At 62.5% G+C, this 26125-nt stretch carries 21 protein-coding genes; 1 reads left to right on the forward strand and 20 read right to left on the reverse strand.

Annotation, left to right across the window (positions count from 1 at the left end):
- Positions 1-20 precede the first annotated feature (20 nt).
- The 13 genes from NKJ12_RS05960 to NKJ12_RS06020 form a co-directional block, all read right to left on the reverse strand.
- Complete coding sequence (locus tag NKJ12_RS05960; RefSeq protein ID WP_352571378.1) at positions 21-1079, reverse strand: ABC transporter ATP-binding protein; 1059 nt, start codon at positions 1077-1079, stop codon at positions 21-23.
- A gap of 38 nt (positions 1080-1117) precedes the next feature.
- A complete protein-coding gene (locus NKJ12_RS05965; RefSeq protein ID WP_023674179.1) occupies positions 1118-1939 on the reverse strand; it encodes a carbohydrate ABC transporter permease in 822 nt (273 codons plus the stop codon).
- Positions 1940-2842, reverse strand: a complete 903-nt coding sequence (locus NKJ12_RS05970; protein ID WP_352702071.1) for a carbohydrate ABC transporter permease — start codon at positions 2840-2842, stop codon at positions 1940-1942.
- Positions 2843-2877: 35 nt separating this feature from the next.
- Entirely contained in the window at positions 2878-4215 is a 1338-nt protein-coding gene (locus tag NKJ12_RS05975) for an extracellular solute-binding protein (RefSeq protein WP_352701582.1), read from the reverse strand.
- Between the two features lie 61 nt (positions 4216-4276).
- Entirely contained in the window at positions 4277-4936 is a 660-nt protein-coding gene (locus NKJ12_RS05980; RefSeq protein ID WP_023674176.1) for a GntR family transcriptional regulator, read from the reverse strand.
- A gap of 39 nt (positions 4937-4975) precedes the next feature.
- On the reverse strand, positions 4976-5860 hold the full coding sequence (locus NKJ12_RS05985) for a dihydrodipicolinate synthase family protein (RefSeq protein WP_352701583.1): 885 nt from the start codon (positions 5858-5860) through the stop codon (positions 4976-4978).
- Between the two features lie 204 nt (positions 5861-6064).
- Positions 6065-7861: an ABC transporter ATP-binding protein gene (locus NKJ12_RS05990; protein WP_352701585.1), complete on the reverse strand. Its 1797-nt coding sequence runs from the start codon at positions 7859-7861 to the stop codon at positions 6065-6067.
- Positions 7858-8802 carry an acetamidase/formamidase family protein gene (locus tag NKJ12_RS05995; protein WP_352701586.1) on the reverse strand — a complete coding sequence of 315 codons (945 nt, stop codon included), beginning with the start codon at positions 8800-8802 and terminating at the stop codon, positions 7858-7860. The genes NKJ12_RS05990 and NKJ12_RS05995 overlap by 4 nt, the downstream gene beginning before the upstream one ends.
- The gene (locus tag NKJ12_RS06000) at positions 8792-10435 is read right to left on the reverse strand and encodes an ABC transporter substrate-binding protein (protein ID WP_352701587.1); all 1644 of its coding nucleotides are present in this window, start codon (positions 10433-10435) and stop codon (positions 8792-8794) included. Before NKJ12_RS06000 ends, NKJ12_RS05995 begins: the two co-directional genes overlap by 11 nt.
- Positions 10436-10466: 31 nt before the next feature.
- A complete protein-coding gene (locus NKJ12_RS06005; protein ID WP_352688931.1) occupies positions 10467-11387 on the reverse strand; it encodes an ABC transporter permease in 921 nt (306 codons plus the stop codon).
- The gene (locus NKJ12_RS06010; protein ID WP_352476783.1) at positions 11384-12250 is read right to left on the reverse strand and encodes an ABC transporter permease; all 867 of its coding nucleotides are present in this window, start codon (positions 12248-12250) and stop codon (positions 11384-11386) included. The genes NKJ12_RS06005 and NKJ12_RS06010 overlap by 4 nt, the downstream gene beginning before the upstream one ends.
- A gap of 19 nt (positions 12251-12269) precedes the next feature.
- On the reverse strand, positions 12270-12872 hold the full coding sequence (locus NKJ12_RS06015) for an ANTAR domain-containing response regulator (protein ID WP_352645958.1): 603 nt from the start codon (positions 12870-12872) through the stop codon (positions 12270-12272).
- Positions 12869-13996 (reverse strand): transporter substrate-binding protein, encoded by a 1128-nt coding sequence (locus NKJ12_RS06020; protein WP_352505196.1) that lies wholly within the window; start codon positions 13994-13996, stop codon positions 12869-12871. Before NKJ12_RS06020 ends, NKJ12_RS06015 begins: the two co-directional genes overlap by 4 nt.
- A gap of 516 nt (positions 13997-14512) precedes the next feature.
- Between NKJ12_RS06020 and NKJ12_RS06025 the strand changes: the two genes are divergently transcribed.
- Positions 14513-15628 (forward strand): hypothetical protein, encoded by a 1116-nt coding sequence (locus NKJ12_RS06025; RefSeq protein ID WP_352701588.1) that lies wholly within the window; start codon positions 14513-14515, stop codon positions 15626-15628.
- 46 nt (positions 15629-15674) lie between these two features.
- On the opposite strand, the gene nadE is transcribed toward NKJ12_RS06025, so the two are convergent.
- From nadE to NKJ12_RS06060, 7 genes are all read right to left on the reverse strand, one after another.
- Positions 15675-16682, reverse strand: coding sequence for an NAD(+) synthase (nadE, locus tag NKJ12_RS06030; RefSeq protein WP_352701589.1), 1008 nt, complete (start codon positions 16680-16682; stop codon positions 15675-15677).
- Complete coding sequence (locus NKJ12_RS06035) at positions 16679-18226, reverse strand: class I adenylate-forming enzyme family protein (protein WP_352701590.1); 1548 nt, start codon at positions 18224-18226, stop codon at positions 16679-16681. The genes nadE and NKJ12_RS06035 overlap by 4 nt, the downstream gene beginning before the upstream one ends.
- A gap of 22 nt (positions 18227-18248) precedes the next feature.
- A complete protein-coding gene (locus NKJ12_RS06040; protein WP_254818658.1) occupies positions 18249-18512 on the reverse strand; it encodes an acyl carrier protein in 264 nt (87 codons plus the stop codon).
- 19 nt (positions 18513-18531) lie between these two features.
- Positions 18532-20469: an asparagine synthase (glutamine-hydrolyzing) gene (asnB, locus tag NKJ12_RS06045; protein ID WP_352701591.1), complete on the reverse strand. Its 1938-nt coding sequence runs from the start codon at positions 20467-20469 to the stop codon at positions 18532-18534.
- A gap of 184 nt (positions 20470-20653) precedes the next feature.
- Entirely contained in the window at positions 20654-21625 is a 972-nt protein-coding gene (locus NKJ12_RS06050) for an NAD-dependent epimerase/dehydratase family protein (protein WP_352701592.1), read from the reverse strand.
- Positions 21626-21734: 109 nt separating this feature from the next.
- On the reverse strand, positions 21735-25193 hold the full coding sequence (smc, locus tag NKJ12_RS06055; RefSeq protein ID WP_352701593.1) for a chromosome segregation protein SMC: 3459 nt from the start codon (positions 25191-25193) through the stop codon (positions 21735-21737).
- A gap of 117 nt (positions 25194-25310) precedes the next feature.
- The gene (locus tag NKJ12_RS06060; RefSeq protein ID WP_352701594.1) at positions 25311-26039 is read right to left on the reverse strand and encodes a DsbA family protein; all 729 of its coding nucleotides are present in this window, start codon (positions 26037-26039) and stop codon (positions 25311-25313) included.
- Positions 26040-26125: the final 86 nt, after the last annotated feature.

The raw sequence follows: 26125 nt of genomic DNA on the forward strand, positions 1-26125 counted from the left end.
GCATTCACCGGACCACCGAGTCAGATGCGCCGACCGGTTGCTGCGTCGAACAGATGCGCACATGCACGGTCGATTTCGATCCGCACCCCTTCGCCTTGCTTGAGCGCAAGCCTTTCTCGGAAGAGGCAGGAGATTTCTTCACCGGAGCAGTCGACCCTGGCGAAGATTTCCGAGCCGGTCGCCTCGAGAAGCGTGATCGTGCCCGGCACGCCCTGCCCGGTCGCCCGGATATGTTCCGGTCGAATGCCGTAGACGAGTTCGCGTCCTGCGGCATCCGCCGGCTGGGCGCCTTCCGGCAACGGCAGGATCAACCCGCCGGCGCTGCGGAACACGCCCTCCTCGATGCGGCCGGCAATGAAGTTCATGGCGGGCGAGCCTATGAAACCGGCAACGAAGAGGTTGGCCGGATGGTCGTAGAGGTCCAGCGGCGCGCCGATCTGCTCGACCAGGCCGTCATGTAGCACGACGATCTTGTCGGCCATGGTCATGGCCTCGATCTGGTCGTGCGTGACATAGATCGTCGTAGTACCCAGCCGCTGGTGCAGGGCCTTGATCTCGCCGCGCATCTGGACGCGCAATTTGGCATCGAGGTTGGAGAGCGGCTCGTCGAACAGGAAGACCTGTGGGTCGCGTACGATCGCGCGACCCATGGCAACGCGCTGGCGCTGGCCGCCAGAAAGCTGGCGCGGATAGCGGTCAAGCAACTTTTCCAGGCCAAGAATGCCGGCTGCCTTCCGGACCCGGCCAGCGGTGTCGGCCGGATCGGCTCTCTTGATCTTGAGGGCAAAGCCCATATTGTCGGCCACAGTCATATGCGGATAGAGCGCATAATTCTGGAACACCATGGCGATGTTCCGGTCCCGCGCGCGCAGATTGTTGACCATACGTTCGCCGATGGCGATCTTTCCGCCGGAGATCGTTTCAAGGCCTGCGATCATGCGCAGCAGCGTCGATTTTCCGCATCCCGACGGACCGACCAGGATGACGAATTCGCCGTCGGCGATGTCGACGCTGACGTCGTGAATGATCTTGGTGGCCCCGAAGGCCTTCTGCACGTTGTTGATTGTTACCGATGCCATTGGGTCTTCCTGGAAAAGAGTGATGTCGGGACGCGCGCTCAGCCGCCCTTGACGGCGCCGGCGGTCAGCCCCGCGACGATCTGCCTTTGCGCGAACATGGTCAGGATCAGCACCGGCAGCGTCACCACCAGCGCCGCCGCGGCGAGCGGCCCCCAACTGACCTGCTCGTAGGACAGCATGTTGTAGACGGCGACCGGGAGTGTGCGCGTCTCACGGCTGGCGAGCACCACGCCGAAAACGAAATTGTTCCACGAGAAGATAACGGACAGGATGAAGGCGACGACGATGCCCGGCTTGGCGATGGGCAGGGCAACCAGCCGGAAAACCTGCCAGGAGCTGGCGCCGTCGATGTTGGCCGCCTCCTCCAGTTCCATCGGCGTGGTCTCGAAATAGCCGATCATCACCCAGACCACGATCGGCACCGTCACCACCAGATGGATGATGATCTGCGGCCAGAGCGTGCCGAGGATCCCGATCCATTGAAACAGCAGAAACAGCGGGATGAGATAGGACAGTCCGGGCGTCATGCGGGCGATCATGATGACGACCGCCGATCGTTCAGCCTTGAGCCGTGCGATACCATAGCCGGCCGGTACGCCGATCAACAGCGCCAGCAAGGTCGCCGTGCCGGTCACCAGAACCGAATTCCAGAGATACAGCAGGAAATTGTTCTCCTCGAACACTTTCACATAGTTCGACCAGGCGAAACGTTCGGGGATCAGGATCGGCGGATAGGCACCGTTATCGATTTCGAATTTCAGCGACAATGAGATCATCCAGAGGAAGAACAGGATCGCCGGCGAGACGAAAACCAGGGCAGCGAAAAACAGACCGATCTGGTTGAGCAGCCGTGAACTCATCTATTTGCCCTCCGTATCGATCCACTGCGAGCGTTGGCGCAGCATCAGCAGGACGAAGGACAGGGCCACGATGACGACGAAGAACACCACGGCCATGGCCGAGCCGTAGCCGATATCGTAGTAGGAGAAGGCGGTGTTGTAGAGATAGATGTTGATGGTCTCCGACGCCGTGCCCGGCCCGCCCTGAGTCATCGCGTAGATGATGTCGAAGCTCTTCAACGCATCGATGGTGCGGATGATGACCGCGATCATCAGGAACGGCGCGATCATCGGCAGAGTGAGATAGCGGAATTGCTGCCAGGCATTGGCGCCGTCGATCTCGGCGCTTTCGAAGGGCTCGCGCGGCACCGAGGCCAGCCCGCCAAGCACGATCAGCATGACCAGCGGCGTCCACTGCCAGGTCTCGACCGCAACCAGCGACGGGATGACCGTGTTGGCGTTGAATATCCATTCCTGAGCCGGGATGCCGACCAGCGACAGCAGGTAGTTGAGCACGCCAAGCTGAGGATGGAACATCATGGTCCAAACCAGTGCCACGGCAACGGGTGTCGCCATCATCGGCATGACGAAGATGCCGCGCAGCAAGCCTCGCAGCGGAAACCTGGCGTCGAAAATCAGGGCGGCCAGAGTGCCCAGCAGCATCGGCGCTGCAACCGAGAGGAAGGTGTAGGTCAACGTATGAACAAGGGATTCCCAGAAACGTGGGTCGCTGGCCAGGCGGAGATAGTTTTCCATCCCGGCAAAGCTCCGCGACTGGCCGAGCGTCCAGCGGTTGACGCTCATCCACAGGGTGAAAGCCCAGGGGAAGACGATGACGGCGCCGACGACGACGAGTGCGGGGACAACGAAAGGCCAGTAGTTGGGAGCCAGCCGGATGGTCTGGTCCCCGTCGATAACCGGCATCGTCACCCCGGTCTGTTCTGGGGTGGTGGCCGACATCAGCCCTGCTCGCTCCTCTCGAGAACCGGCTGGAACTGCTCGGTGGCCTTCTTCAGCTCCGCGGCGGGATCGGCGCCGGCAATCATGTTGGTCAGCGCCACGCCATAGATGTCGCGGAATTCGGTGACGGGGATGATGACCGGCAGCGCCAGCCGGCTGATATTGCCCGAGCCGACCACGGCATCGAGCCAGCTTGCCGGCATGGTTACGCCTTCGCGCACCTTGGGATCCTCCAGCACGGATTTGCGGAACGGAACGCCGGCACCGGCCTGCAACAGCCGCGCGCCCATGGCTGGCGATACCGCCCACTGGCAGAACAGATAGGCGGCCTCCTTCTTCTCGCTGGCGGCGGTAACGCCAATCCCATCGCCGAAGGTGCCCGAGGCATGCGCCTTGGGACCCTTGGGCATCACGCCATAACCGACCTTGCCGACCACCCTCGATTTTTCCGGGTTTTCCATCGGCGGGGCAAAACCCACGCCGTCGAGCCACATGCCGATCTTGCCCTGCAGGAAAGCCGATTGTGCTTCGGCCCAATTGAACCCTGTGACGCCCGGAGGGGCGGACTTGGTCATCAGTCTTTGATAGAGCGCGGCAGCCTCGATCGCCTCGGGAGCCTCGGTGCGCAGCTTGCCCTTGTCATCGAGCGGCGTCATGTCGTAGCCGAGCATCAGCGACGTCCACACCGGCGTGTTTGCGTTCTTGAGCCCGCGGGCGACAAAGCCGTATGTATTGGTCGAGGGGTCGGTCAGCGCTTCGGCGGCGGCCACCAGTTGCTCGAAGGTCTCGGGGTATTTGAGGCCCTTGGCCTCGAACAGCTCCTTGTTCCAATAGAGGATCCAGTAGTCCACCGAGAACGGTAGCGAGCGCAGCACGCCCTGGCCGTCCTTGGCAAACAGCATGCCTGCTTCGGCGAAGTCGCTTTCGACCAGCCCCGGGTCGGTGAGCGACGGGTCGGCGAGATAGCCGGCGATATCGGCCAGCCAGCCGCCCTTCTCGAACTGGCGCTTCTGCACGTGGTAGCTCAGATGCACGACGTCGAAGCTCGGCTTGCCCGAGCTCAACTCGATCACCGTCTTCTGTCGCTGCTGCTGCTCGGGCGTTGCCTCGGCATTGACCTTGATGCCGGTCAGTTCCTCGAACTCGGCGAGATATTTCAGGATGGTGTCGCTGCGCGGGCTTTTCACCAGATTGACGTCAAGCGTCGTTCCGGCAAAGCGTTTCCAGTCGACGCCGGCGGCAAAGCCGGGGCGAATCCCCACAAGGCCGGCAGCGGTGAGCGCCGCGGTTCCGGCAAGGAGTTGCCTCCTGGTTGGGTTGAACAGATTGGACGACATTTCTTCCTCCCGGTTGCTGTCGTTGTGGATGCGCCGCGAACCGCGGCGCGGCTATATTTCCTCAGATCTGGAGCGCCAGCCGGCGCGCATTGTCGATATGCAGACTGATCGCTTCAACCGCCTTTTGCGGATTGCGGCTCTCCATGGCTTCGATGACGGCCAAATGTTCGCGCATCACAGGCACCACACGTCCATCGATGCGGAAACGCTCCTGGTGGATCAGCCGGATTTTCACCGAGTTGACCAGATAGGCCTTGGCGATAATCTCGTTGCCGAGCGCATTGATGAAGGTGTCGTGCATGGCCCAGTCGATGTTCTGGGCCTTGGCTTCCATTTCAGGCGTCGGCGCCTGTCCCAGAGCTTGAGCCAGCATCTCCTCATGTTCGCGCCGCATGCGGGCAAGTTCGGCGTCAGAAGCGCTGGTCGTGAATAGCGCCACTGCCTCGCGTTCCATGAACAACCGAAACTGAAACGCCTCGCGGATCAGATTGATATCGATATGCGCGATCTGCATGCCGCGCTGCGGGATGGTGGTCAGCAGTCCCTCGGCCTCGAGACGCGGGACGATCTCGCGAATGGCACCCAGCGGCAGCCCAGTGAAAGCGACCAGTTCGCGCTGTGACACGAACTGCCCCGGCCGCAGATCACGGGCCAGCAAATGCCGCGTGAAGCTGGCATAGGCTTTCTCCCGGAGAGTGATCGGTTCGCTGCCGTCTTCCACTTCAGCTCGCTTCCTTGTCGGTCAGCCCGCCCTTGTCGGTCAGGCCGCCTCTGTCGCAAACAGCCCGTCGTAGGCAGCAGCAAGCTGCCGTTGTCCTTGCGGGCCGATCGCCTCCAGGGGCGGGCGGACCGCCAGCCAGCGCTCGTCGCCGGTCTTGCGCGCGACCATGACCTTCACCGCCGGCGTGACCGGGTATTTGAGCAATTCGAGCACGAAGTCCTCGACGCGTGAGTCGTCGCGGCCCTCTTCGACCATTGCGCGGATTTCGCCGGTAACAAAATTAGCCATGCCGGAAATCGCACCCTGTCCGCCGCGGCGCACGCTTCTCGCCAGATGCCGTTCGTCGCCGATGAGGATCACCAGATCGCCGTGCGCTTCAAGCAGCGCCTCACTGTAGCTCCAGTCCCCGCCGGAATCCTTCACCCCGGCCACCACAGCGGGAAAAGCGGTGCGCAGCCGGCCGATCAGCCCAAGCGGGAGCGGCACCATGGTGACTGAGGGGATGTTATAGAGGAGCACGTCGCGCGCCAGCGGACCGAGTGCGGCGAAGACGGCGGAAAACCATCCGAATAGCCCGTCCTCGCCGACATTCTTGAAGTAGCTCGGCGGGGCGAGCAGAATGTTGCGAACGCCGCGCTGCAAAGCGTGCCGGGCCTGATCGGCGGCATCTTCAGCGGCATCGACCAGCACTCCGGCAACGAGCTGATGTGCCGGAATACCGGCCGCCAGCATGGCTTCGGTGACGATCCGCCGCTCGTCGGTGCCGACCGAGGCTCCTTCGCCGGTGGTACCGAACAGCGTCACACTGCTGCAGCCGGCGCCAAGGCAGGCTCGGGCAAGCGCGATCATCGGCGCGAGCGCTATCTTCCCCGACGCGTCGAAGGGTGTGGTCAGGGCAACCGAAAGACCAAAGCGGGAAGCCAATGCGATCTCCGTTGAAATCAATGTGCACTTAGCGATAGCATGCTAACATGTCAGATGTAAACTCGTGATCTTGCCAACTCGGCATCGCCGAACGGCGCTACCGCGGCAGCGCTATCGCCGATCGTTTTCCGCCGCTCGAACATCACATATGCAGCTGTCCCCGAGCCTCTGCGGGATTGGCTGGACGAGGCAGCCTAAGTTCGATCAAGTAGCGACGAGGTGGCCGTCGCCAACATCTTCGAGCTTGAGTTTCCGGGGCTCCTCACCGATGCGCCGCACAGCGCTTGGAATTTCGCTGTCCAAACGGGCGAACCGGGCGCGGCGCCGGCCCGGATCGGGAACCGGAACGGCTTCGATCAGCCGCTTTGTGTAAGGATGGCACGGGTTGGAGAAGATCTGGTCGCGGGTGCCCATCTCGACGATCTGCCCCAGATACATTACCGCCACGCGATCGGAGATGTTCTCTACCACCGCCATGTCGTGCGAGATGAAGAGATACGCGACGCCAAATTCGCGCTGCAGTTCCTTCAGCAGTCTTAACACGCGCGCTTGCACCGACACGTCGAGAGCAGAGACGCTCTCGTCGGCAATGATCAGCTTCGGTCGCAGCGCCAGCGCCCTTGCAATGCAGATTCGCTGGCGCTGGCCGCCGGAGAATTCGTGGGGATAGCGCTCCATCTGGTCAGCGGAGAGGCCCACGCGTTCGAACAGGGCGGCGATCTGGGCACGCCGTTGCTCTCTGTCGCCAAGGCCGTGGATCAGCAGAGGCTCGGCGACGAGATCGCCTACTCGCATACGCGGGTCGAGGGACGCGAAGGGATCCTGAAAGATCATCTGCACATTGCGGCGGACAGCCTTGCGCTCCTTTCGGCTGAGTGCGGACAAGTCCTGGCCGCCGATTGAAATGCTGCCGATGTAGGGCACCAGCCCGGCGATCGCCTTGGCCGTCGTCGACTTGCCGCAGCCCGATTCGCCGACCAGCGACAGGGTTTCGTGCGGCGCGATCGAGAAACTGACACCTTCGACCGCGTGCACCCTGCGGTCAACGCGGCCGAAGAAGCCGCCACGCAGGTCGAAGCGGACGTGAAGATCGCCGACATATACAAGCTCGGCCGGCATGTTGGCGGCATCTTGTCGGTCTTCGGCCATCCGTCCGCCGCCGATACGCGGCACGGCGGCCAGAAGCTCGCGCGTATAGTCGGCCTGCGGGCGATTGAAGATGTCAGCCGCCCTGCCCTGCTCGACCATCCGGCCGTCGCGCATGACAATGACGCGGTCCGCCATCTCGGCGACGACGCCCATGTCGTGCGTGATCAGGATAACACTGGTGCCGTACTCGCGCTGCAGGTCGCGCAGCAGCTCCAGCACCTCGCCCTGAACCGTGACATCGAGGGCGGTCGTCGGCTCATCGGCGATCAGCACATCCGGGTTCAGGGCCAGAGCCATGGCAATCATCACGCGCTGACGCATGCCGCCTGAGAGTTCGTGCGGATAGTGCTCGAGCCGCCGTTCGGCATCCGGAATTCGGACTGCCTTCAGCGCCTCGAGCGCCCTCAGCCGCGAGTCGGAGCGCGACAGCGAGGTGTGTGCCTCGATCGCCTCCGTGAGCTGACGGCCGATGGACAGAACCGGATTGAGCGATGTCATCGGTTCCTGAAAGATCATTGCAATACGGTTGCCGCGGATGCGGCGCATGCCGCTCTCGCTGAGAGCCGCGAGATCCTGATCGCCGAACCGGATGGAGCCTGATCTGATGCGTGCCGCCGGCTGCGGCAGCAAGCCCATGATGGCCAGCGCCGTCATCGACTTGCCGGAACCGGACTCGCCGGCAATGCAAAGCGTTTCGCCGCGCATCAGGCCGAATGTCAGGTCGGAAACGACGTCGCGCTCGCCCTCCTCGCCACGCACGGCGACGCTCAGACCTGAGACGCTGAGTACCGTCCTAATGGAGCCACTCTCCGCGGCGGCCTGCCCGGATCGTTTGATGTCCTCCACGTTCATTCAAAGACGCAGCGGGGGAAGTAGAACGAAACCAGCCAGTTGGGCATGTCGACGATCTCGCTGATGCGCAGGTCACCGCAAACCGAGACGAGCATATAGGCATCTACCGGATCCATGCCGTAGCGGCCGGAGAGCAGGTCGATCATCTGGGAGACGGCGCTCCTGGCGCCGTCCATCAGATCCGGCCCGATACCGGTTGTCACCTCATAACCCTTGGCGTCGAGATGCCGCGACACCGGACCGGGCGTTGTGAAACGCGGCGTCCGCAGCCGGGCATCCTTGACCAGATCGAGCGTCAGCACGGCATTCATGGGGCTCTCGATTGCCGTGCCGCAGACCTCGCCGTCGCCTTGCGCGGCGTGCGTGTCGCCGACCGAGAACAACGCTCCCGCGACCTCTACGGGCAGGTAGAGCACCGTGCCGGCAGCGAGATCGCGTATGTCCAGATTGCCGCCCACGCGCCGCGGCGGGACCACCGAATGCAGACCCGGCTCAGCCGGGGCATTGCCGATGGTGCCGGCGAAGGGCTTGAGCGGCACCCGGCCGCTCTTGCCGAACAGCGCCGGTTCGAGCGAGGCGGCGTCGTACTTCCAGATATTCAGTGCCGGTTGAGTGAAGTCATCCGCCAACAGACCGAATCCCGGGATATTTGCCGTCCACCCGAAGCCGGACGGCTTGAACGCCTCGATAGTGATTTTCAGGGCGTCGCCCGGCTCCGCCCCGTCGACATAGATCGGCCCAGTGACCGGGTTCACCTTGGCAAAATCGAGCACAGCAACGTCGTCGACGGTGCTCTCCATCGTCAGCTGCCCGCCGGACGAGTCCAGGCACTGGAACTCGATCGTCGACCCTGGCACCACTCGTTCGGCCGGGACAAAGGAATTGTCCCAGCCGAAATGATGGTGGCGCCCGTGGATGGTGTAGTCGCAGTTATTGCACATCGGTCACATACACATTGTCGTAGTTGATCGGGATGTGGACCGGGTCGACATAGAGGTTGTCGGCGCCACCCATGCGGGCTGATTTCATGGTGAAACGCTGCTCGTTGAACACCGGTGCCCAGGGCGCGTCTTCCATGATCTTGCCGTAGATCTCGCTCCACATCTTGGCGCGTTCGCCAGCCTTGGCCGGGTCGACGATGGAGTCGGCTTCGGCTGCCTTGGCGTCGAGCTCCTTGTTGCAATACCACGACCAGTTCCAGCCGCCCGGGACGGCACCAGCGCAGCCGAGGATCGGTCCGTAGAAGTTCGACGGATCGGGGAAGTCGGCGATCCAGGCCATGCCGCCGGACCAGATCATCGGCGCACCGGCCTTGTCGCCGCCGGCGGCGATGACGTTGGCCTGCGCGAGCGACTGGATACTGGCCTTGATGCCGACCGCCGCCAGATCCTGCTGAATGGCCTGCGCGATGCGCGGGTTGGGATCGGTGTTCATGGCAAACAACTGCGTGTCAAATCCGTCGGGATGCCCGGCCTCGGCAAGCAAAGCCTTGGCCTTGCTCACGTCATAGGGATAGCCCTTGAATTCCTTGTCGTAGCCAGGCATCGACGGCGGCAACGGCTGATTGGCCGGCACCGCACGGTTGTTGATCAGCTGGACGATGCGGTCCTTGTTGATCGCCATGTTGACCGCCTGCCGTACCTTCACATTGTCGAAGGGCGCCATGGTGGTATTCATGGTGATATAGCCGGTGTGCAACTGGCCGCCCTCGACGACACGGGCCTTCTGCTCGGGATCGGCCACCACCTCCTGGAATTTCGCCGGGGGAATGCCGTCACCGGGAACGTCGATCTCGCCTTTCTGCAGCCGCAGCAGCGCCACGATCGGCTCCTGGCCGATCTCAAAGGTGATCTTGTCGAGATGCGGCAGACCTTTGTGCCAGTAATCCGGGTTGCGCTCGAAGACCACGCGCTGGCCGAGCGTCCATTCGGCGAGCTTGAAGGCCCCGGTTCCGACCGGATGCTTGCCGAAGTCCGCGCCGTATTTTTCGACCTCTTCCTTCGGCACGACGTGCGAGAAGTTGATCGCCATGACATGCAGGAAGGTGGCGTCGGGCCGGGTCAGCTCGAACTTGATCGTGTAGGGATCGACGACGGTTATGCCGGCCAGGCTTTCCGCCTTGCCGGCAGCGACATCGTCATAGCCTTTGATCGAGCCGAAGAAGCCGGCACCCGGGCTCTGTGTCTTTGGATTGGTGACCCGGTCGAGCGAATATTTCACGTCGTCGGCGGTCATCTCGCGGCCGTTGTGGAATTTCACTCCATGGCGCAGCTTGAAGGCGAAGGTCTTGCCATCAGGCGCAATCTCGTAGCTCTCGGCAAGGTCGGGCCGCAGGTTGGTGGTGCCCGGCTCGTAGTCCATCAGCCCGTCGAACAGGCTCTTGATCATCGACCAGTTCTGCCAGTCATAGCCGATGGCCGGATCGAGCGTGGCGACGTCGTCCTTGTAGGTGATGGTGATCGCGCCGCCCTGCTTGGCATTCGGATCGACAATGTCTTCGGCGCGTACGCTCGTCATGCCAAGCACCAGCGCAAGCGCCGATGCTGCCACGGTGGATATCAGATATTTTCTCATGTCATGTTCCCTTTCTCTGATTTTTTGGTTTTCATCTGAGCTTGATGCGCGGATCGATGAACGGTGCGACAGTGTCGGCCAGGAGATTGCCGAGCACGATGGCAAAGGCCGAAACCAGGGTGACTCCCATGATGATCGGAATGTCGATGCGCTGAATGGCCTGCCAGGCTAGCTGGCCGATGCCTGGCCAGCCGAACACGCTTTCGACAACCACGATGCCGCCCATGAAGATGCCGATGTCGATGCCGATCATGGCGATGACCGGCAGGATGGCGTTGGGCAGCGCGTGCCGGAAGATAATGGCGCTGCGTGCAAGACCCTTGGCACGCGCGGTACGCACGTAATCCTGGCGCAGCACGTCGATCATCGACGAGCGCATCATGCGGGCGTACCATCCGGCGCCAAGAATTCCCATGGTCAGCGACGGCAGCACCAGATGACGCCAGGTGCCGTAACCGCCGATCGGGAACCAGCCGAGCCGCACCGCGAATACATAAAGCAGCAGCAGGCCGACGACGAACTGGGGTGCCGAGACGCCGACGAAGGAGGCGACCATCAGCGACTGGTCGGTGGCGGTGCCACGCTTGATGGCGGCGATGAGGCCCATCGTCAGCCCGATCATGACTTCGCAAGCAATGGCACCAACCATCAGCAGCAGGCTTGCCGGCAGCCGCGAGACGATAAGCTCCGTGACCTCCGAGCGCTGAATGTAGGAGCGCCCCAGATCACCGCTGAGAAGGCTGGTCAGGTAGTGCCAGTACTGGACGACAAAGGGCTGGTCGAGACCGAGCTGCCGGCGGATGCTCTCGACCGTCTCGGGCGTTGCGCTGCGGCCGGCGATCTGGCGGACAGGATCGGCGGGCAGCAGATAGAGCAGCGCAAAGGTGATCAGGGAGACGCCGAGCAAGATGAGAACCGACTGGACAACGCGGCGGCCGAGATAGGCGATCATGCCCGCCCCCTTTGCGTCGGATCGAGGATGTCGCGCAGCGCATCGCCGACCAGGTTAAAGGCTAGCGCCAGCGCCAGGATCGCCGCACCCGGAAAGAAAACCAGCCAGGGCGCTGCCTGAAAATAGGTTTGATTTTCGAAGATGATGTTGCCCCAGGAAGCAGTCGGCGGTTGCACGCCGATGCCGAGATAGCTGAGCGTCGCTTCCAGAAGCACCGTCGTCGAGATGCCGAGCGTGCCCCAGACGATGATCGTCGGCAAAAGGTGGGGCAGGATATGGCGAAACAGGATACGTGGAGCGCTTGCGCCGATGGTGCGCTCGGCATCGATGAACTCGCGCTCGGAGAGCGAACTTGTCTCGGTGTAGATGACGCGGGCGGTCTGCACCCAGTTCACCAATGCGATCACCATGGCGACGATCCACAGGCTCGGCTGGAGGACCGCCGCCAGGCAGATGGCGAGCAGCAGCGCGGGGAAAGCCATCATCAAATCGGTGAAGCGCATAAGCGCGCTTCCGATCCAGCCGCGGAAGTAGCCGGCGGTGATGCCGACTAGCGTGCCGATCAGAAGCGCCACGCCATTGGCGACGATGCCGATGATCAGCGACGTGCGCGCACCGAATAGGAGACGGGTCAGCAGGTCGCGGCCAAGCAGGTCGGTGCCTAGCCAGAACTGGGCTCCCGGCGGCAGTGGCGCGCCTTCAAGCGTGAGCCCGTCGAACATCTGCTCGTTCGGATCGTAGCCTGTCAGCCACGGTGCAAGGATGGCGCCGGCCAAGACAAGGGCAATAATCCCGAGGCCGAGCAAAGCGAGAGGCCGTTTTAGCAGACGTCGCCAGAGGCCGGCGCGAGGCTTGGCCGGCATACGCCCGGCGGCTGAAAGCTCAGGCGCGATCGGATTGGTCATCGTCGCCTTCTTCTTGTGTCATCGCCACGATCCTGCGCGCGGCTTCCTCGACGCTGATTTGCCAGCTCATTGCCAGCGAGCGGAGCTGCGCATAGGCACGGCCGTCCTCGACGCCCTTCGACAAGGCCTCCACCGCGCGTACGATGGTCTGGCGCTCCGCGACCCGCTGACGAAGCGAGGCGATCTCGCCGGCCAGAAGCTTGCGCGCCTCGAAACTCTGCCTTGCGATCAAAAGCGCGCTGTAGACGCCGGCATTGCCGACTGGTTTCAGCAATTGGGCATCGGCCTTGTGCGACAGTGCCCATTCGACACGCCCCGGCGCCTCGGAGCCGATCAGCGCTATCAGCGGCATCGGGGCCTCGCCCGGCTTCCACGGAAATTGCTCGTCAAAGCCGAGGTCGACGTCGAAGAAGACGAAGTCCGCCGCCAAGGCTTCGGCCGGCAGTTCCGGCCAGAAGCCAATCGCCTCAAGGCCGATGGCCGACAATTGTCTTGTGATCGCCTGCACGGTCGGATGTGGACGATGCAGGACAAAAGCCCTGGCGCCTCCAAGGTTCGGGATACGCGCCATCTTGCTCACGACACCACCCGCAGGCGTGGCCGCCCGAACGTCTCCGTCCGGTCATAGCGGGAAAGGTAGGGATCGGGTGCCACGCCCTTCGTCAGCGTGACCGTTTTGAACGATGTTCCATCGATACGTCCGATCTGCACCGGCAACGTAGCATGCTGGGTTTGCGGGTCGATGGCGATGTCGCCCAGCGGCGTTCGAAATGATGTTCCGGCAAAGACCTTGGGAAGGTCCATCCATTGTGCACCGGGGTTGCGGGTGAGTATCTCTGCGAGCGTACGCACCGAGGCATAAGCCGCCGCCTCGAAGGATGAGGCAGGCATAACGGAAGACACTGAAGCCGCTCCGCGATCCGCGCCCGAGATGTCGTGAAAATAGGGCCCAACCGAAAGATGGCCATCGCCTGCCCCGTTGAGCGCCGGCAATTCGCATTCCGTGAGATTGCAGGACAGGATCGGGCAACGCTCCGGCCTGAAATGCGGGTCGCGCCGGCCAAGCTCGGCATAGGCGGCGATAAAGGCATAGGACGAAGGGCCGATGAGATTGTTCAGAATGAAATCAGGTCTCGTCGCCTGTACCTCCGCGATCAGCCGCGCAACGTCGACCTCGCCGAGTGGCAGATAGCGTTCGCCCAGCACCTTGCCGCCGGCGTCCGCAATCAGGTCGCGCGCCACACGGTTGGTCTCCCAACCCCAGATGTAGTTGGAACCGAGCAGGAAGCCGTCGGCGCCGAAACGAGGCACGACATAGGCAAGCAGCGGTACGAGATGCTGATTGGGGCAGGCGTGCGTATAGACGACGTGCTCGTTGGCTTCGAAGCCTTCGTACGGGCAGGCGTACCACAGCGTGCCGCCTGCCCTTTCCAGGATTGGAATGACCTCCTTGCGGCTCCACGAGGTGACGCAGCCAATGATGTGACGCGCGCCACTGTTGGCGAGAATGTCCGCGCAGCCGCTTGCATACCGATCGATGTTGCCCTGCGGGTCGCGCTCAACCGGGACGAATTCGAAGGGGACAGCGGGATCGGCATTGACGTCCGCGATGGCGTTCACCGCGCCCGCGCGGCAGGAGTCGGACACCAGCCGGTAGTTGCCGGACCGCGAATAGAGAATGCCGATCTCGATATGCCGTTTCAAGCAAAGCCTCAAAATGACAATGCCCCGCAGCCACCGCCGCAAGGCGAGGCATACGAGGCATTCTTGCCGCCCGGCGGCCAGAGCCGGTATTTGTCCTCACCGTATTCCGCCCGCGCTCCCAGTCAAGAGCCGCCGCACGAAACTTTGGCTAGCCGCAACGGTTCGACGTGGAGCACGCAACTCACGCCGGTCGTATGGAGTCCGCCAGGAACCAAAATTGCTGATGCCCAGGTATGAGCCCGGACAACCAGGTTCGCTACCATTCAAAGCAACGACTTTAATATCGGTTTACCTGAATCTGCTAGCAGCAATGACGCCGGTTTTTCGTCGGTCAAGCAAAGGGTTCACCTTGCCGCAGCAATTCAGCATTCCGTTCGGTCACCCGGGCGATCGCAACTGGCCGAGGTTCCACGGCTTCATGGGCGTCGAATTGGAACGCGCGCCCGATGTTCTCGTGCCTCGTGTCGCCTTGGCCCGGAAGCTCGGTGGGTGGAACTTTGGTGGCGGGAGCCGGGCTTGAGCGTCATTCGCGCCTTGCAAGGCGCCGATCTCCCAGCAGTCGCGAACATGTTTCAACGCGTGCTGCTGAAGGAAAGGACCGAAGCGCCGGCCTCTCTCGTGGAATACATGAAACGGTTTTATCTGGATGCGCCCGGTTGCGGAGATAGCCTCCGGTCGCTTGTCCACGTCAACGACGCCGGTCGTGTCTCCGGGTTTGTCGGTGTTCATGTGTTGCCGATGACGTTCAACGGCCGTCAAGTACGCGCCGCCATCTGTAGCTCGCTCATGGTCGAGGACCATGAGCACGACCCGCTGGCCGGCGCCCGCTTGCTGAAAGCTTACCTGGATGGTCCGCAGGACATCTCCTTCAGCGAGACGGCCAACGATATCTCGGTGAAATTGTGGACCCGGCTGCGCGGCGTGGTCCTGCCGCAATACAGCCTCGACTGGGTGCGTGTGATGCGGCCAGCGACCTTCATGCTCGGCCTTTCCGCCAATCGCATGGAGCTTGCCCGAGTGCTCAATCCGTTGGCGCGTGCCGTCGACCGATTCTATTGCAGGAGGATGACGTCCAGCGAACGACGCTGGTCGGGTGTGGCGGCGGACGGGGCAGGTCACGGGGGATTTCGCATGTCCGAAATCGACAGCCACACATTTGCCAAGCTAATCGAGCCGTTTATCGCGCGTTTCGCGCTACGCCCGGAATGGACGGAAGACCAACTCAACCACATCCTGACCGATGCCGCACAAAAGCCGGATCTGGGCGAGCTTGTCTACGTTTGCGTGACGTCGCCAGTCGGCACCAATGTCGGCGCTTTCGCCTATTACGCACGGAAGTATGAAATTGGCCGCGTGCTGCAGATCCTCGCCCTGCCCGGCCAGGCGGGCTCCGTGATAGACTGCCTGATCGATCATGCCGCCGCGCGCGGCGTCAGCGGCCTGCGCGGACGTGTTCAACCTGCACTTCTAGAGGCGATGCTTGGACGACGGATCGCTTTCCTGACCGTTGCTTCAACGGTGGTGCATTCACGTGATACAGAGCTGTTGGACGCCATGAAGAACTCGCAAGTTTTCCTGAACGGGCTTGCGGGCGAGCAATGGAGCCGGCTGATCGGCACCCGTTTCAGCTAGAGCGGGATGCATGCAAATCGAACCGTGCACACCGCTCTACCTGTTGTCAGGTGCCGATTTCCTCGACGACATCAACGAGTTGCGGACGCTGGTGCAGATAACGCGTCGCCCTGCGTTTGGCGATGATATCGGCCCAGACGCTTTCCACTTGTGTGGCGGCCAACCCCGCCGCCTGCCCCACTACCTCAGCCGCCACGCCGTTGTTGAGACCGTAAAGGCACAGATCCATGCGGTCATAAGGAAGCGAGAAGTAAAACTCCTCCTGGGTCTGCGCCAGCGAGTAGGTATCGGTGGTCGGAGGCCGGTTAAGGATTTCCTCCGGAACACCGAGATGGGCCGCAAGCGCATAGACCTGCGTTTTATAGAGATGGGCGATCGGCTTGACGTCCGCGGCGCCGTCACCGTTCTTCACGAAGAAACCCTGATCGTATTCCAGCCGGTTCGGTGTTCCAAGAACGGCGAAATTCAGGCGGTCGGCGTGATAGTATTCAATCTGCTTGCGGGTGCGTTGTTTCATATTGGTAGCGGCGACGACGCCGAGATAGACAGGCAGCGGCATTCTCAGTTTCGTCTGCTTGCCGTCCGGATCCTGCACCACCAGGGATGAGATGTTGTAACCCCCGCCCTCGAGCGCGTTCGCGATGACGATCTTCGAGGCCCAGCCTTCGCCGTATTCCGGGACCACTTCGCGGATGAAGGCGTCGCGACGCTTGTAGCAGCCCATTGCGCGCAGGATCGGCCCTATATCCTCCGTCACAGCCTCGACACCGAAAGTTTCGGCGACGAGGCGGCCGAGCCGCAGGCTTTCAGGATCGGAATCGCTTTCCGGCATGAACAGGCAAAGCACATTCTTGGGCCCGACGGCTCGTGCCGCCAACGCGACCGACACGCTCGAATCGATCCCGCCCGAAAGACCGAGCACAAGGCCCCGCTTGCGAAGCCCGCGCAACTGCTGGCGCAAGGCCGTTACGATACGGTCCGTTTCGGTGATCAGGTCGATTGCCAGAGCCTGCGTCAGAAAGGTCCGCGCATCCTCGGTCGGGCGAACATTCATTGCGCGGCCTCCATGGTTTCTGCCGCAAGCCGACGGCTGACCTTGCCGGTATCAGTCTTCGGCAGTTCCCGGCGGAACTCGATGACCTTGGGGACCATGAAGTCCTCAAGGTGGCGTGCACAGTGACGGATGATATCCTTTTCGCTAAGCGCCGGGTCGGACCGTACGATAACTGCGCCGATCGAATGCCCGAGCACGGGATCCGGCACACCGACAACCACCGCTTCCGCGATGCCCGGATGAGCGTGAAGCACGGCTTCCACTTCCTTGGGCGCCACCTTCTCCCCCCGCGACTTTATGATGTCGTCCTTGCGGCCGACGAAATAAAGGAAGCCCTCCTCATCGGCCCTGAACAGATCGCCGGTGTAGAGAACCTTCTCCCAAGGGTTCGGACGCGGGCGCAGGGCTCGTGCTGTCGCAGCTTCGTTTCGCCAATAACCCTGCATGACGTGCGGCCCGCGAATGATCAGCTCGCCTGCTACGCCCGGCGGCACCCGTTGCCCGTGGTCGTCGACGACAAAGGCTTCGGTGTTCGGAATGGCTATTCCGACCGAGCCCGGCCGGCGGTCGAGCTCCTCGGGCGGCAGATAGGTGCAGCGCTTGCATTCCGTCAGGCCATACATCGAATAGAGCCTGACACCGGGGAAAAGGAACCGAAGGCGTTCTATGTGAGAGGGCGGCAAGGCAGCCGCCGTGTTGGAAATATAGCGAAGGCTGGGCAGGACGCCCGGCGCCAGATCACGCATCTGCAGGATCATCGCTGCCATCGTGGGCACGAGCGGAAGCCCGGTGACTCGTTCCTGGCGGATGCGTTCAAAGACCGCCTGGGGAAAAGCGAAGGACTTCTCGAGCACGAGCGTGGCGCCGAGCCTGACGGCCATCAGCAACTGATAGAGGCCGTAGTCGAAGGCGAGCGGCAGAACATTCAAGATGATGTCGTCGGGCGAGTTGCGCAGATAAGTGGTGATGGAGTCGGCCGCCGCGTCGCAATTGCGGTGCGTCATCATCACACCCTTGGGCCGGCCGGTCGAGCCCGAGGTGTAGATCAACATCGCAAGATCGACGTCAATGCCGCGATGGTCAATCTCCCCGGCTTGAAACGTCAAGCAATCCGCCAGGGATGTGGCTCCTGCCGGGCATTGGTTATCGGCAGCAACGGTGGAAGCCACGAAGATACCGGTCTTGCCGGAGTATCTTGACGCCTCCGCGACCACGGGCATCAGTTTTGCTTGAGTGAGAATCGCGGCCGCATCGCAATCGGTGATAATGTAGGCCAGCTTTTCGGCCTTAGTGGATGCGTTGATCGGACTGAAAGTCGCGCCTGCTTTAAGAACCGCGAAAATCGAAACCGCAGCCTCCCAGCAATTGTCCATGAAGATCAGGACCCGGTCGTCGCGCCTGACGCCATTCATGAAAAGGGCGGCGGCCAGGCGGCTCGAGAGATCGTCCAGCTCTTCGTAGCACAGCCTTTTGTGCTCGGTGATCAATGCCGTTTTGGCTGGATCGGCAGCGGCTTTCGCCGTCAGAAAATGTTCGATTCGCACGGACGCTCCTCGCCGATGGCGCCTACGCTGCCAGCGCTTCTGCTTTTGCCTTGATGAAGGCTGAGATGCGGTCAATCGAATCCAGATTGGCCGGTACGATGTCGGCATCGACCATCGCTATGCCGAAATCATCCTCTATAAATGCCACGAGCTCCAACACGGCCGTCGAATCGATGATGCCGTTTTCGATCAGTGACGCGGAGTCCGCAAGCTCGTAGGACGTGTCGCCGAACAAGAAGTTGTCGACGATAAAGGTTTTGACCTTGTCCTTGATTGCTACCATGATTTTTCATTCCCTCGATTTCTCAGGCCGCTCGTGCTGCACCGACCTTTTCGCCGGTGAAAATCTTCTGCCACAGCTGCGTCGACAAAATGCCGACGAAAGCCGCATTGTCGCGGAATCCGGACGCGGGCTGCAAGCGGCATTTCTCGTGCAGGTTCGCCACCGCCTTGGCGTTGAATAGTCCTCCGGCGGCGATGCTTGCCTCGCTCAACGAGTCGCGTATGTAGTCCAGTTCTCCGGGTCCAACGAAGGAGCGGGCTTCCGGCGCCCGGTAAGGCTGTTTGGTGCGCTCGCTGATGGCCGTCGGAAGCAGGTGCTTGGCAACTTTGCGCAGTATGTGTTTTTCCACCAGTCCCTTGAGCTTCATCTCCGGCGGAAGTCTTGCCGCAAACTCCACCAAGCGATGGTCAAGGAAGGGGAAACGCCCTTCGATACCATGCGCCATGGCCATGCGATCGCCCTGGCTGGAGAGGATGTAGCCCGGCAGGAGAAAGCGGGTTTCGAGATATTGCGCTTGATGCAGCGGATGCCACCGGGAAAACGCCTCAGGCAACCGGCCGGCCAGTTCCTCGGCTGCGTCGTAGCCCTTCAATGTCGCACGCAGGTCACCGGAGAAAAACATCTTGGCCGCTGATGTGGTCTTGAAACGCGGCCGATGCGAGAACAGCGGATCGTCCAGGGCTGCGCTGCCGGTGCCGAAGAACGCGGCCAGGTACTCTACGGACTGCTGCTGCAGACCTGGCAGATAGGGATAAAGCTTCCGGAACAGCTGTGGTCTTATGCGCGATGCCGGCTGTCGTCCGCAGAAACGGCGAACCCGCGCTTCCTTGAAGACATCATAGCCGGCAAAGACTTCGTCGGCGCCTTCGCCTGTCAGCACCACTTTCAAACCGGCCTGGCGAACGAGGCCGGACAGTTGATAGAGGGGGGCCGGGGCGGTGCGGATGATCGGCCGCTCGGTAAAGCGGATGACTTCGGGAAACACGCCGGCGATATCACCGGCACGACAGGCTATGGTTCGATGGCGCGTGCCAAGTGCTGACGCCATTTCGGTCTGGAAGGCGCTTTCGTCATGCTCGCCGCTGTCGAACGTTACGGAAAATGTCTGCAGCTTAAGAGGAGTCATGCCGGCCGCGAGTGCCGAAACGAGGGATGAATCGAGCCCGCCCGAAAGGTAAGAACCGACCGGCACGTCGGCGCGCATGCGAAGCCTCACCGCGTCGGTCAACAAGGTCCGCAGTTCCTCGGCCGCGTCGTCCTCATTGGTGATCTTCGATGGCGCATCTCGATGAGGATAGTCCAGATGCCAGTATGGTTTGACCGTCACTTGCCCCTCGGTCGCGATCATTACGCTTGCCGGCTCCAGCTCGTGGATATCCCGGAAAGCCGTGCGTGGCGCGATCGGCGCCCACAGCGTAAAGATCTGGTCGAGTGCAATCGGATCGATTTCGGCAGAGATGCCGGGTACCTTCAGCAGGGCTTTTATCTCGGACGCAAAGTAGAGCACGCCGTCCTTGCTGGTGTAGAACAGCGGCCTAACACCCATGCGGTCTCTTGCAAGCACCATCCGCCGCCGCCGGTTATCCCAAATCGCGAAGGCGAAATCACCGTTCAGGAGCGGCAGGCAGTCTTCGCCCATCTCATCATACAGCTGCAGGAGAACCTCGGTGTCGCTCGACGTGCGGAAGCGTCGGCCTTTGGCCAACAGCCCTTCGCGCAATTCCACGTAATTGAAAATCTCGCCGTTGAACGCAATCGTCAAACTGCCGGTTTCGTCGGACATCGGCTGCTGGCCATCACCAATCCCGATCACCGACAGCCGCGCATGCCCAAGTCCAGCCTCGGGCGCTACGAATTTGCCTTGTTCATCCGGTCCGCGATGGGCGATCGCGGACGTCATGCGCGCAAGCAAAGCTTCCGCATCCCGGACTGAACCGAAATAGCCCCCGAATCCGCACATCCACACAGCTCATATTGAACAGCAAGCCACGAAACATAGCGGTCATAAGCGCCTCAAAGGTTAATCGGATACCTTTCAGCGAGCATGTGGTTAACAGGATGTTAGGACAAAATGATGCTTTTGCGGACCGACTTGTGCCCACTGCAGGTGTCCCGCTTGAAGGCATCACGGCGAGTGGTGCAAATCACTGCTTCGAGTACGGCCGGTACCAGTCGACAAACTTCTTCAGCCCGTCCTCTATCGAAACGCTAGGCCTGAAGCCGAAATCCCGCTCCAGCGCGGTCATGTCGGCGTAAGTCTTCTCGACGTCGCTCGCCTGCATCGGCTCGTTGTGGCGGATTGCCTTGACCTCGAGCAGCCTTTCCAGAATGTCGATGAAGTCGCCGAGGCGCACCGGCCGGTTGTTGCCGACATTGTAAAGCCTGTTCGGCGGAACGTCAGCTGACGGCGGCTTGTCGAGCACGGCGACGACCGCCTTGACTACATCGTCTATGTAGGTGAAATCGCGCCACATTTCGCCATTGTTGAAAACCCGGATCGGTTTGCCCTCGAGCATCGCCCGGGTGAACATCCAATAGGCCATGTCGGGGCGGCCCCAGGGACCATAGACCGTGAAAAACCGCAGGCCGGTCTGCGGTATGCCGAACAGATGGGCGTAGGTGTGGCTCATCAACTCATCGGTTTTCTTGGTGGCGGCGTAGAGCGAAACGGGCTTGTCGACCTGATCGGCTTCGCTGAACGGCACGCTGCGGTTGCCGCCATACACCGAGCTCGACGAGGCATAGACCAGATGCTCGAATGCCGGTTCGGCGCGACAGAATTCGAGCACTTCGAGGTGGCCCATGACATTGGAGCGGACATAGAGCCGCGGATTGTCGAGTGAGTGGCGCACACCGGCCTGCGCGGCGAGATGCACGATCCTGACGATGCCTTGCCCGGCCAGAGCAGCCGCAAGCGCGCCCTGTTCGGCAATATCGAGCTGGTGGAACGAAAAATCCTTGCGGGGCAGAAGGCGGGCAAGCCGCCCCTTTTTGAGCGCCAGGTCGTAATAGTCGTTCATGTTGTCGACGCCGACGACCGCTTCTCCCCGGTCGAGCAGATGATGGCAAACGTGACTGCCAATGAACCCCGCGGCACCGGTGACAAGTATAGGCAACAAGCTTCTCCACGCGCATAGCCGGGCCGGTATCTGGAGCGGCAGATCCAGCCCATTTCGTCGTGCTATAGTCGAAAGCCGAGGTGGAGACCACCATTAAGCTGATGCGTCAGCTTGCCTCGCGCATGGCTTCGGCCGCCTGCAGGTCAACCGACACCAGTTGGCTGACGCCTTGCTCGGCCATGGTTACCCCGAACAGCCGGTCCATGCGCGCCATCGTGATCGGGTTGTGTGTGATGATGACGAAGCGCGTTTCGGTGGTTGCGGCCATTTCGTCCATCAGATTGCAGAAGCGTTCGACATTGTGGTCGTCGAGCGGCGCGTCGACCTCGTCGAGCACGCAGATCGGCGCCGGGTTGGTCAGGAACACGGCGAAGATCAGCGACATCGCCGTCAACGCCTGCTCGCCGCCGGACAGCAGCGTCATCGTCTGCGGCTTCTTGCCGGGCGGTCGCGCCAGGATCTCGAGCCCGGCTTCGAGCGGATCGTCGGACTCGATCAGTTGCAGCTCGGCGGTGCCGCCGCCGAACAGATGCGAAAACAGCCGTTGAAAATGGCCGTTGACCACCTCGAAGGCAGCGAGCAGCCGCTCGCGGCCTTCACGGTTCAGGCTGTGGATCGCCTGCCGCAGCTTACGGATCGCCTCGATGATGTCGTCGCGCTCGGAAACGATGGTCTCCAGCCGGTCCGACAGTTCCTTCTGCTCTTCCTCGGCGCGCAAATTGACGGCGCCCAACCGTTCGCGCTCGACCTTCAGCCGGTCGAGCTGACGCTCGATCTCGGCCATTTCGGGCATCGGGCTGTCGGGTTCGAGGCCGGTGTGGCGGATCACCAGATGCGGCGGCGTGTTCAGCGTTTCCTGGATGCGCGCTTCGACTTCCAGCCGACGCTCGTCGGCGGCGGTCAGCCGCTCTTCGGCGCGAACACGCGTTTCGCGCGCTTCAGCGAGCGATTGGATGGCAGCGGTCGCAGCCTTGTCCAGCTCGGACTGCCGGTTCTCCGCTTCCTGCAAGCGGTCGCCGGCAGCCTTGCGCAGGCTTTCGGCCTCGGCGAGCTGCGACAGCAAGGCGCGCCGCTTGGCGTCGATCTCGTCGGGGGCGTCGGCCAGCCGCTCGCGCTCGGCCTCGGCCTCGGCCTTGCGTTCGCCGAGCGCTGTGATCTGCGTCGACGCGTTTTCGGCGCGCTCCACCCAGTTGCGCCGTTCCGCGCCGATGGCGTCGAGCCGGCGCGCACGTGCCTCGGCTTCCCGCTTCAGGCCCTCGTGAACGGCGCGCGCATCGGCAAGGGCGGCGCGGTCGCGGGCGACGTTGGCGGCCGACTGGTCGAGTTGCGACTGCAGATCGCCGAGATCGGGCGCGTCCTGCAGCAGCATTTCCGCCTCGACGAATGCTGTCGCCGTTTCCTCATGGCTGTCGACAATGCGGGCGCGCGCCTCGTCAAGTGCTGCACGCCGGCTCGACAGTTCGCCGCCGGCCTTTTCGGCCTCGGCCAGCGCATTGCGAGCAGCGTCCAGCCCGTGCTGGGCGTCGCGCCCGGCCTGTCGAGCGGAGCGTTCGGCTTCGCTCGCCTGGGCAAGCGCCTGTTCGGCCCGGGCAAGAGCCTGTTCGGCGTCGCGCAGTATGCGGGTGGCATGGACGGCTTCGGCGTCGAGTTCGGCCAGCCGGTTTTTCTGCGCCAGCCGCTGCGCGGCAGCGGTCGGCGCATCGGCGCTGGCGGTAAAGCCGTCCCAGCGCCACAGCGCGCCTTCGCGGCTGACCAATCGCTGCCCGGGAGCAAGCAGCGTCTGCAGCCTTCTTCCGTCGGCGGCTTCGACAATGCCGATCTGGGCCAGCCGGCGGGCCAGCTGCGCCGGCGCGCGCACCACGCTGGCGAGGCTCTTTATGCCTTCGGGCAACGCGGCGTCGCCGGGCTGGATTTCGCTCTGGCCCCAATGCACCGGCGCGCTGCGGTCGAGCGGCACGTCGAGATCTTCGCCAAGTGCGGCACCCAGCGCCGTCTCGTAGCCGCGCTCGACGCTGATCTGCTCCAGCACCGAGGGAAACAAGTCGCCGCTCGCAGCGTTGAGGATCTTGGCAAGCGTGCGGGCCTCGGTTTCGATCCGCGCCAGCTCGGCCTTTGCGTCCTGAACCGGTGGGCGGGCAGCACCTTCGCCCGCACGCGCCTCGGCGACCGCCCGTTCGGCTGCGATCGCCGCTGCCTCGGCCCCTTCGAGCAGTGCCAGCGCCTGTTCGACCAGCAGCCGCTTCTCGGCGGGATCGGGCAGGCCGGCGACCCTGGAGACGACCTCCGACAATTCGCGGTCGACATCTGCAAGCTGGCGGCCAAAGCGGTCGCGGCGCTCAGCGGTGTCGCGCAGCGTCCGTTCGATCTGGTTGCGCGAGGCGGCAGCCTCCGCCCGTTCGGCGGTCAGCGCGGCGAGCCTGGCCTCGCTCGAGGCAAGCGTCGATGCCGCCTGCTCGAAAGCCGCGCGGGTGCTGGCCTCACGCTCGGCGGCGCCGGCGTTTTCGGCGTCGAGCGCGGCTTCTTCGGCCGCGAGACGTTCGAGAATATCCGCATTGTCGCGGACCATGCGCTGCTCGCGGGCAAGGTCGCCATCAAGCTGTTGCAGTCGGCGGTCGAGCTCTGCCTGGCGGGCGCGGATGCGGCCTGCCTCTTCCTCGATCTGCGCCTTGGCGATCGACAGACGCTGGAAGGCTGCGGCGGCGGCGGCTTCCGCATCGCGCAGGTCCGGCAGCCGGTGGGCGTTGATGCCTTGTTCCCTGGCGGCAGCCATCTGGGCGGCGGCACGGTCGCCGACCAGCGCGGTGGCAATCGCCAGCGCCGAACGCGCTTCGCCTTCCTGCGTCTTGGCCAGCGTCCAGCGAAGATGCAGCAGCGTCGCTTCGGCCTTGCGGACGTCGGCCGACAGGTTCTTGAAGCGCGAGGCTTGGCGGGCCTGGCGTTTCAGGCTTTCGATCTGGCTTTCCAGTTCGCCGACGACGTCGTCCAGCCTTTCGAGGTTCTGTTCCGCCGCCTTCAGCCGCAGCTCGGCTTCGTGGCGCCGTGTGTGCAGACCGGAAATTCCGGCCGCCTCTTCCAGCAGCGCGCGGCGCGCCTGCGGCTTTGCCTGGATCAGCTCGCCGATGCGGCCCTGCCCGACCATCGACGGCGAACGCGCGCCGGTCGACTGGTCGGCGAATAGCAGCTGCACATCCTTGGCGCGGGCTTCCTTGCCGTTGATGCGGTAGAGCGAACCCGCCTCGCGTTCGATGCGGCGCGAAACCTGCAACTCGTCTGCATCATTGAAGGCCGAGGGCGCGCTACGGTCGCTGTTGTCGAGAAAAAGCGTGACTTCAGCGGTGTTGCGGGCCGGTCGTGTTCCGGAACCGGAAAAGATGACGTCGTCCATGCCGGACGCACGCATGTTCTTGTAGGAGCTTTCGCCCATAACCCAGCGCAGCGCCTCGACCAGGTTCGACTTGCCGCAGCCATTCGGCCCGACGATGCCGGTCAGGCCGCGTTCGATGACGAACTCGCCGGGTTCTACGAAGGATTTGAAGCCGAGCAGGCGAAGGCGCGAGAACTTCATTCGCGCCGGCCCATAGCCAAGTTTCGCAACACTGTTCCGGGGTTTTGCAAGGAGAACCCGCGGCAAGACAAAGAAGTGCGTACGCCGAAGCGACGCCGCTTCGGCACTGCCGAAACGTCAGAGCAGAGGGTCGATGATGGCCGACATTTCCGCAATCGACATCGCCCCTTTGTAGGTCTTTCCGTTGATGAAAAAGGTCGGTGTGGAATCGACCTTGAATTCGTCGGCGCCGCGCTTCTGGACGGATCTCACATCGTCTAGAAGTTTCTGGTCCGTCAAGCAGGCCTCGAAGGACTCCTGTGTAAAACCGGCAAGCTTGGCGATTTGCAGCAGTGCGTCCTTGGTATTGTTCACACCAACCCAGTTCGCCTGCTGCCTGAACAGCACGTCGACCATCGGGAAATAGTTGTCCTTGGAGCAGCGCGCCAGCATGAAACCGGCCTCGGCACTGGGATCGAACGGAAACTCGCGCAGGATGTAACGGGCCTTGCCGGTGTCGATATATTTCGTCTTCAGCTCCGGAAACGTGGTCTCGGCGAAATGCGCGCAATGCGGGCAGGTCATCGATGCATATTCGACGATAGTGACCTTTGCATCATCCTTGCCGAGCTGCATGTCGGGCAGCGCGCCGGGCTTCAACAAGGCTGCCATATCCACCGTGCCCTGAGCTTCAGGCGCTTTGGCGGCGGCCGGAGCGGCCGGCTTCGCAGGTTCCGCCGGAGCCGCAGGTTTCACATCCTGCGCCTTGGCTTTCTCGCCCGAGTCGCTGCAGGCGGCAAGCAGGGCCGCCGCTGGTATTGCGGCCAGCGAAGTCAAAAGGTGTCTGCGGGACAAGGAACGAAGCATACGAATCACCTGGCAATAGTTGGATTTTGCAATGCAAAGGCTACAAAAAGCGAGAGTTGGCGCGAATTAAGGCATTACCGCCCCTA

Origin of the sequence: Mesorhizobium sp. M0195 (assembly GCF_040322115.1) — a bacterium.
Taxonomy (GTDB): Bacteria; Pseudomonadota; Alphaproteobacteria; order Rhizobiales; family Rhizobiaceae; genus Mesorhizobium.